This window comes from Faecalibacterium sp. An192, from assembly GCF_002160175.1.
Taxonomy (GTDB): Bacteria; Bacillota; Clostridia; order Oscillospirales; family Ruminococcaceae; genus Faecalibacterium.
Genome location: NZ_NFKB01000091.1, coordinates 1 through 5,917, shown reverse-complemented (window position 1 = coordinate 5,917; position 5,917 = coordinate 1). Strand labels below are relative to the sequence as shown.

The window sequence follows — 5,917 nt, the reverse complement described above, 5'->3', positions numbered from 1 at the left end:
TTCTCGTGTTCCTGAATGTGGCTGTATTTTCTGGGCATAGCAAAGACCTCCTGTAGTAGTTTTATTCTACCACAGGAGGCCTTCTTTTTTCACTGTCTACTTTTACTGGGGCGGTTCACTACACGAGGGTCTTTTTATTCATGTCTACTAATTCTGGGGCAGTTCACCTGCCCCTGTGTCCGGCGGTTTTTATCTTCTTGTGCGGCGGCAATACCCGCAGGCAAAACAAAAGGCGATCTCATTTCTGAGATCGCCTTGGTGCGGATAAGAGGACTTGAACCTCCACCGAGTTGCCCCGATTAGAACCTGAATCTAACGCGTCTGCCAATTCCGCCATATCCGCTTATTTTGTTTTTGTCCAGCCGTCTGGCTGAGGACGTGAGTTATTATACCACAACCAGCGGGATTGTCAAGTACTTTTTTCAAGGATTTTTATTTTTGCCAAAAAAGCCTCCGCCGGGCAGGCGGAGGCCGCAGGAATACGCTCAAAACCAGTTACCGGTCCTCGGGCGGGACGTCGTCCAGGCTGCCCTTGCCCGGCTCTGCGCCGGTCCAGCCAAGACGCTTGGCGTCGGGGGACGCATCCCCTTCCCGCAGAGCGGTGTCGTAGGCGTCGGTGCCATAATATGCGCTGGCGGGGCCCAGCTCCAGCCAGAAATCCTCCGGCTCCGGCAGGCTCATCATCTTGTCCTGGTCCGGGACGGAACGGTCGATGGAATCGCTCATGCTTTTGAAACCTCCTTGTGGGTTGGACTGCATACAGTCTGCCCGCCCGGTGTATACTTTATACGCAATCTGCATCCGGCCTCTGCGGGCCGGCATTATCCCAAACCATTCCAAGGAGGCTGCCTCAATGGAAACCAAAGGCTGGAAAAGTTTCTGGACCTCGCTGTGGGTCACCCTGCTGGTCCTGCTGCCGCTGGTGGCGGCCACAATCCTCTTTGCACAGTACCAGTCCGCCCAGCGGGTCCGGGCATCCGAGAGCCAGAGCGGCGTGCCGGTGCTGCTACCCCGGGAGGAAAACCACCTGACCCTTTTAACCTGTGTCGCCGGGGAGGACCCGGCCTTTCTTCTTCTCTATCTGAATGCGGACCAGAACTGCATCCATCTGATGGCAGTTCCGGGCCAGCTGGCCGTCCCCTTCAGCGACGGGGAGGCCACTCTGGCCGCCTGCTACAATGCCGCCGGGCCCGCCCGCTGTCTGCAGGGCCTGCGGGAAGTGCTGGACCTGCCGGAGGATGCCCACTATCTGGCCGCCACCCTCGACACCCTCGTCTCCCTCTGCGACAGCTACGGCAATCTGCGGGTGGGATTTTCGGGCGCTCTGACCGCCAGCGAGCTGGAACGCTTTGAGCAGGCCGGCGTCGGCGACTGGAGCGCCGCTGCCGCCCACGCCTTCCTCACCGAGCTGTCCCAGACGCTGGCCCCCGAAACGGTGGCCGGAGCCCGGGCCGCCGTCTGGGACGCCTTTTTCCGCCAGAACCTGGACGTCCTGCCGGCTTCCCTGCCCGAAGCCCTGCGCCAGTCCAGCGGTTCCCTCCTCACCGATCTGACCGCCGGGGACCTGCTGACCCTGGAGGACACGCTGGAACTGCTGGCCAACAACCAGGCCGAGGTGGCCAGCAGCGCCCTGCCGGGGGAGCTGGACCGCCGCACCGGCCTGTATCATCTGGACGACTCCTCCCAGGCCGCTGTACAGGCCTTCTTCAACGTCTCGGCCAGCGAGGAACAGAGCCCGTCCTCCAGCGCGCCATATCCCAGCACCAGCGTACCGGAGGGGCAGGAAGAAGAATCCGCCATGTAATAGCTGCTGAGTGCTGCCAGCCGGATGCCGGCCTGCCGGGCGGCCTCGGCCAGCACCGTATCCGGCGGCACCGGCCCGGTAAACTGGGCCAGCAGGTGAAGCCCGGTATGAAGCCCCGACAGCCGCACCGCCGGGCCAAACGCCTCGGCAAGGGCCTGGGCCAGGGCGTTGCGCCGGGCCTTATAGGCCACCCGGCTGCGGGCCAGATGGCGGGTGAAATAGCCCTCCCCAATGAACCGGGCCAGCGTCTGCTGCTCAAACCGGCTGACGGTGCCCGAATAGAGGGCGTAGCGCTTTTCCCAGGCCGGCAGCAGATGCTGGGGCAGCACCATATAGGCGATACGGATGCCGGGAGCCAGGCTGCGGGCCACCGTGGAGAGATAAATCACCGGGCCGTCCGCCCCCGCCATCCCCTGCAGGCTGGGCAGGGGCCGGGTGTCGAAGCGGAATTCCGAGTCGTAGTCGTCCTCAATGATATACCGCTGGCCGGGGCGCGCAGCGGCCCAGCCCAGCAGTTCGGCCCGCCGGGGGGCCGGCATGGTCACCCCGGTGGGGAACTGATGGCTGGGGGTCACATAGCAGACCGCCGCGTCGGAGGCCGCCAGAGCCGTCACCGACAGTCCCCCTTCGTCCACCGGCAGAAACCGGCAGCTGTGGCCGCTGTTTTCCAGCACCCGGCGGGCCCGGGGATAGCCGGGGTTTTCCACCGCCGCCGGCCCCGTCAGCAGAGGCGCCAGCAGGCTGAGAAGGTATTCCATGCCCGCGCCCACCACAATCTGGTCCGGCGTGCAGCGCACCCCCCGGTATTCCGCCAGATATTCGGTCAAGGCCTGCCGCAGCTGCACATCCCCCTTGGGATCGCCCCGGGCCAGCAGGTCCGGCGAGGTATACAGCAGCTCTTTCTGGAGCCGCGCCCAGGTACGGAATGGAAACAGCCCGGTATCCACGCCGCTGGTGGACAGATCGTACCGCACCGGCTGCCCGTCTGCAGGGATTTCGCCGGCCTTTGCCGCCGTCTCCGGCGGCTCGCCCGTTCCGCCGGGATTCTTTTCCCCCGGCAGGGACGGGTATTCCTGTACATAAAAGCCGCTGCGGGGCCGGCTGGCCAGATAGCCCTCCGCCGCCAGCAGCTGATAGGCCCCATCCACCGTATTCACCGATACCGACAGCGCCTCGGCCAGGCTGCGCTTGCCCGGCATCCGGGTCCCCGCCGGAAGCTGTCCGGCCCGAATCTCAGCCACCAGGCTCCGGTACAGCTGCTCATACAGCGGCACCTGAGAAGCCGGGTCCAAAGCTGTGGTCAAATGCAGCATTCTGATTCCCTCCCCTTCAAACTGATACCATAAAAAAGTTGTATTCTGGGTATTTTCATGGAGCCAGTTTTGATTATAATAGGAGCATACCTGCACAGGGCCCGGTTGTCAAGGGCCGGGACGTAAAACTTTTTTGGGAGGGATCGTCATGTCATCCACCGCGATGTGGCTTTTGCTGGCCGTCGTCGTCATTGTGATTCTGTTCGCCAGCGCGCTGTACAAGCGCAGCTTTACCCCGCACGAGCTAGCTCTCACCGGCGTCATGGCCGCGCTGAGCTTCGCCGCTTATCTGTTCTTCCGGGTGCCTTTTTACGGGGGCTCGTCCTTCCATCTGGGCAACACCTTCACCGCTCTGGCCGCCCTGCTGATGGACGGCGTCTCGGGCGGTCTGGCCGGCGCCATCGGCCTGGCTCTGGCCGACATTCTGGCCGGTGACCCGGGCTATGCCATCACCACCTTTGTGCTGAAATTCATCATCGGCGTGGTGTGCGGCGTAGTGGCCCACCGCCTGTGCCGCATCGACAACGCCGACACCACCCGCCGCCTGTCCTATGTGGTGCGGGTGACGGTGTCGGCCGCATCGGGCCTGCTGGTCAACGTCATCACCGACCCCCTGCTGGGCTACTTCCGCAATGTCTACATTTTCGGCCAGGAATACACCGCCGCCCAGGCGCTGGCCGCTGTGGCCGGCGGCGTCACCCTGGTGAACAGCCTGGTGTCCACCGTCTGCGTGGTGCTGCTGTATCTGGCCGTCAAGCCCGCTCTGGACCGGGCCGGCCTGCTGCCCAAGCACCCCTCCAAGGAGGAAAGCCGGCTCCATCAGGCCAAAAACGCCTGATCTGCCCTCATAGCTTTCCCCCGCGCATCATACAAATAAAAGGAGCTGTACCGCTCGGGTACGGCTCCTCTTTTTTGTCTGGGGGTGAAAAAATGCTCACCGCGGTCAACGAACTGGTGTGGGGACCGGCCGGGGTCGGCCTGCTGGCCGCTGCCGGGCTCTGGCTGACCCTCCGCACCGGATGGTTTCAGCTGGTCCACCTGAAACTCTGGCTAGGGAAAACCCTGGGAGCCATCCTGACCCGCCAGCCCGAGCTGGCCCAGGAGGGCGAGGGCAGCATCAGCCCGCTGCAGAGTCTGTGCACCGCGCTGGGGGCCACCATCGGCACCGGAAGCATCGTAGGGGTGGCGGTGGCCCTCATCAGCGGCGGGCCGGGGGCCATTTTCTGGATGTGGGTCATGGCCTTTTTCGGGATGATGACCTCCTACGCCGAAAACCTGCTGGGCCTGCGGTACCGTCAGCAGCAGGACGGCCTGTGGCACGGCGGGCCCATGTATTACCTGACGCTGGGCCTGGGGGCCCGGCCCGGCTGCAAAACTATGGGCCGGGTGCTGGCGGGGCTGTTTGCCCTGCTGTGCGTGCTGGCCTCCTTCGGCATCGGCAACCTGAGCCAGGCCAACGCCATCGCCGCCAGCCTGGAAACCGTCTTTCACCTGCCGCCTCTGGTCACCGGCATGGTTCTGGCCGGCGTCACCGGACTGATTCTCTGGCGGGGGATGCGCGGGGTGGCGTCCGCCGCAGAAAAGCTGGTGCCCTTTATGGCTGTTTTTTACCTGCTGGGCGCGCTGGCTGTGATTGTCACCCATGCCTCCGCCCTTCCGGCGGCGCTGGGGGCCATCCTGAAAGGAGCTTTTGGGCTGCAGGCCGCCGGAGGCGGGATCGTCGGCTACGGCGCCGCGGCGGCGGTGCGCTGGGGTTTCATGCGGGGCAGTTTTTCCAGCGAGGCGGGTCTGGGTTCCTCCGCCATCGCCAGCGGGTCCGCCTCCACCCGTGAACCGGTTCAGCAGGGCATGTGGGGAATTTTTCAGGTTTTTGTGTCCACTTTCCTGGTCTGCACCATGACGGCGCTGGCCATGCTCACCTCAGGTCTTGTGGACCTGCGCACCGGCCAGATGCTCACCCTCTCCCCTGCCCCGGATCTGGCCGGAGAGGCTTTTTCCTCCACCTTCGGCGCGCTGGGGCCGGCCTTCATTGCGGGGGCGGTCTTGCTGTTCGCCTGGTCCTCCATGCTGGGTTGGAGCCAGTACGGCGCCGAGTGCTGGTCCTATCTCTTTGGCCCGGGGTCACTGTTCGCCTACCGGCTGGCCTTTCTGGCCCTCATCGCCGCCGGAGCCAATGTGGAATTCAGCTCGGCCTGGAGTCTGTCGGACACCTTCAACGGCCTGATGATGCTGCCCAACCTGGTGGGCCTAATGGGCCTTTCGGGCGAAGTGGCCCGGGAGACCCGGGGGTATTTATTCAGGCACACGCGGAAATAAGCGGGGGTTTTCGGCTTTTTCGAGAAAAAGCCTGGCAAAAAGCTTTTTAGACCAGCGCCCGCCTGCGCGGGCGCTGCAACTTTCATTCAAGGGCGCAAAAAGGGCCGGGCCCCGAAACCAGGGCCCGGCCTTTTACAAAGCGGGGTATGAATCTTTTACTGGGGCTGCTTGCCGATGTAGGCCAGGATGCCGCCGTCCACATACAGAATGTGGCCGTTAATGAAGTTGGAAGCATCCGAAGCCAGGAAGACAGCGGGTCCGCCCAGATCCTCAGCCTCACCCCAGCGGCCGGCCGGGGTCTTGGCGATGATGAACTGGTCGAAGGGATGACGGCTGCCATCGGGCTGGATCTCACGCAGGGGTGCAGTCTGCGGGGTGGCGATGTAGCCGGGTCCGATGCCGTTGCACTGGATGTTGTAAGCGCCGTACTCGGAGGCAATGTTCTTGGTCAGCATCTTCAGGCCGCCCTTGGCTGCTGCATAGG

5 protein-coding genes and 1 tRNA gene are annotated in these 5,917 nt (G+C 63.8%); 2 read left to right on the top strand and 4 right to left on the bottom strand.

Translation table 11 applies throughout. From position 1 onward, the window contains the following. Positions 1-256 precede the first annotated feature (256 nt). From B5F27_RS15610 to B5F27_RS15600, 3 genes are all read right to left on the bottom strand, one after another. A tRNA-Leu gene (locus B5F27_RS15610) sits at positions 257-343 on the bottom strand. A 152-nt stretch (positions 344-495) separates the two neighbouring features. Continuing rightward, positions 496-726 (bottom strand): hypothetical protein, encoded by a 231-nt coding sequence (locus B5F27_RS15605; protein ID WP_087249762.1) that lies wholly within the window; start codon positions 724-726, stop codon positions 496-498. Between the two features lie 939 nt (positions 727-1,665). Beyond that, positions 1,666-3,117 (bottom strand): PLP-dependent aminotransferase family protein, encoded by a 1,452-nt coding sequence (locus B5F27_RS15600; RefSeq protein WP_087368982.1) that lies wholly within the window; start codon positions 3,115-3,117, stop codon positions 1,666-1,668. Between the two features lie 148 nt (positions 3,118-3,265). Here B5F27_RS15600 and B5F27_RS15595 point away from each other — a divergent pair, with 148 nt between their 5' ends. Next, positions 3,266-3,955 (top strand): ECF transporter S component, encoded by a 690-nt coding sequence (locus tag B5F27_RS15595; RefSeq protein ID WP_242956990.1) that lies wholly within the window; start codon positions 3,266-3,268, stop codon positions 3,953-3,955. Positions 3,956-4,047: 92 nt separating this feature from the next. Beyond that, complete coding sequence (locus B5F27_RS15590; protein ID WP_087368981.1) at positions 4,048-5,433, top strand: alanine/glycine:cation symporter family protein; 1,386 nt, start codon at positions 4,048-4,050, stop codon at positions 5,431-5,433. A 155-nt stretch (positions 5,434-5,588) separates the two neighbouring features. On the opposite strand, the gene B5F27_RS15585 is transcribed toward B5F27_RS15590, so the two are convergent. Beyond that, positions 5,589-5,917: SDR family oxidoreductase (locus B5F27_RS15585; RefSeq protein WP_144066511.1), on the bottom strand; the 329-nt coding region annotated here is incomplete at its 5' end.

Excerpts from the sequence above, each read along its gene's own strand:
- B5F27_RS15605 (WP_087249762.1), bottom strand. The coding sequence starts at position 726 with ATGAGCGATTCCATCGACCGTTCCGTCCCGGACCAGGACAAGATGATG.
- B5F27_RS15590 (WP_087368981.1), top strand. The coding sequence starts at position 4,048 with ATGCTCACCGCGGTCAACGAACTGGTGTGGGGACCGGCCGGGGTCGGC.
- B5F27_RS15600 (WP_087368982.1), bottom strand. The coding sequence starts at position 3,117 with ATGCTGCATTTGACCACAGCTTTGGACCCGGCTTCTCAGGTGCCGCTG.
- B5F27_RS15595 (WP_242956990.1), top strand. The coding sequence starts at position 3,266 with ATGTCATCCACCGCGATGTGGCTTTTGCTGGCCGTCGTCGTCATTGTG.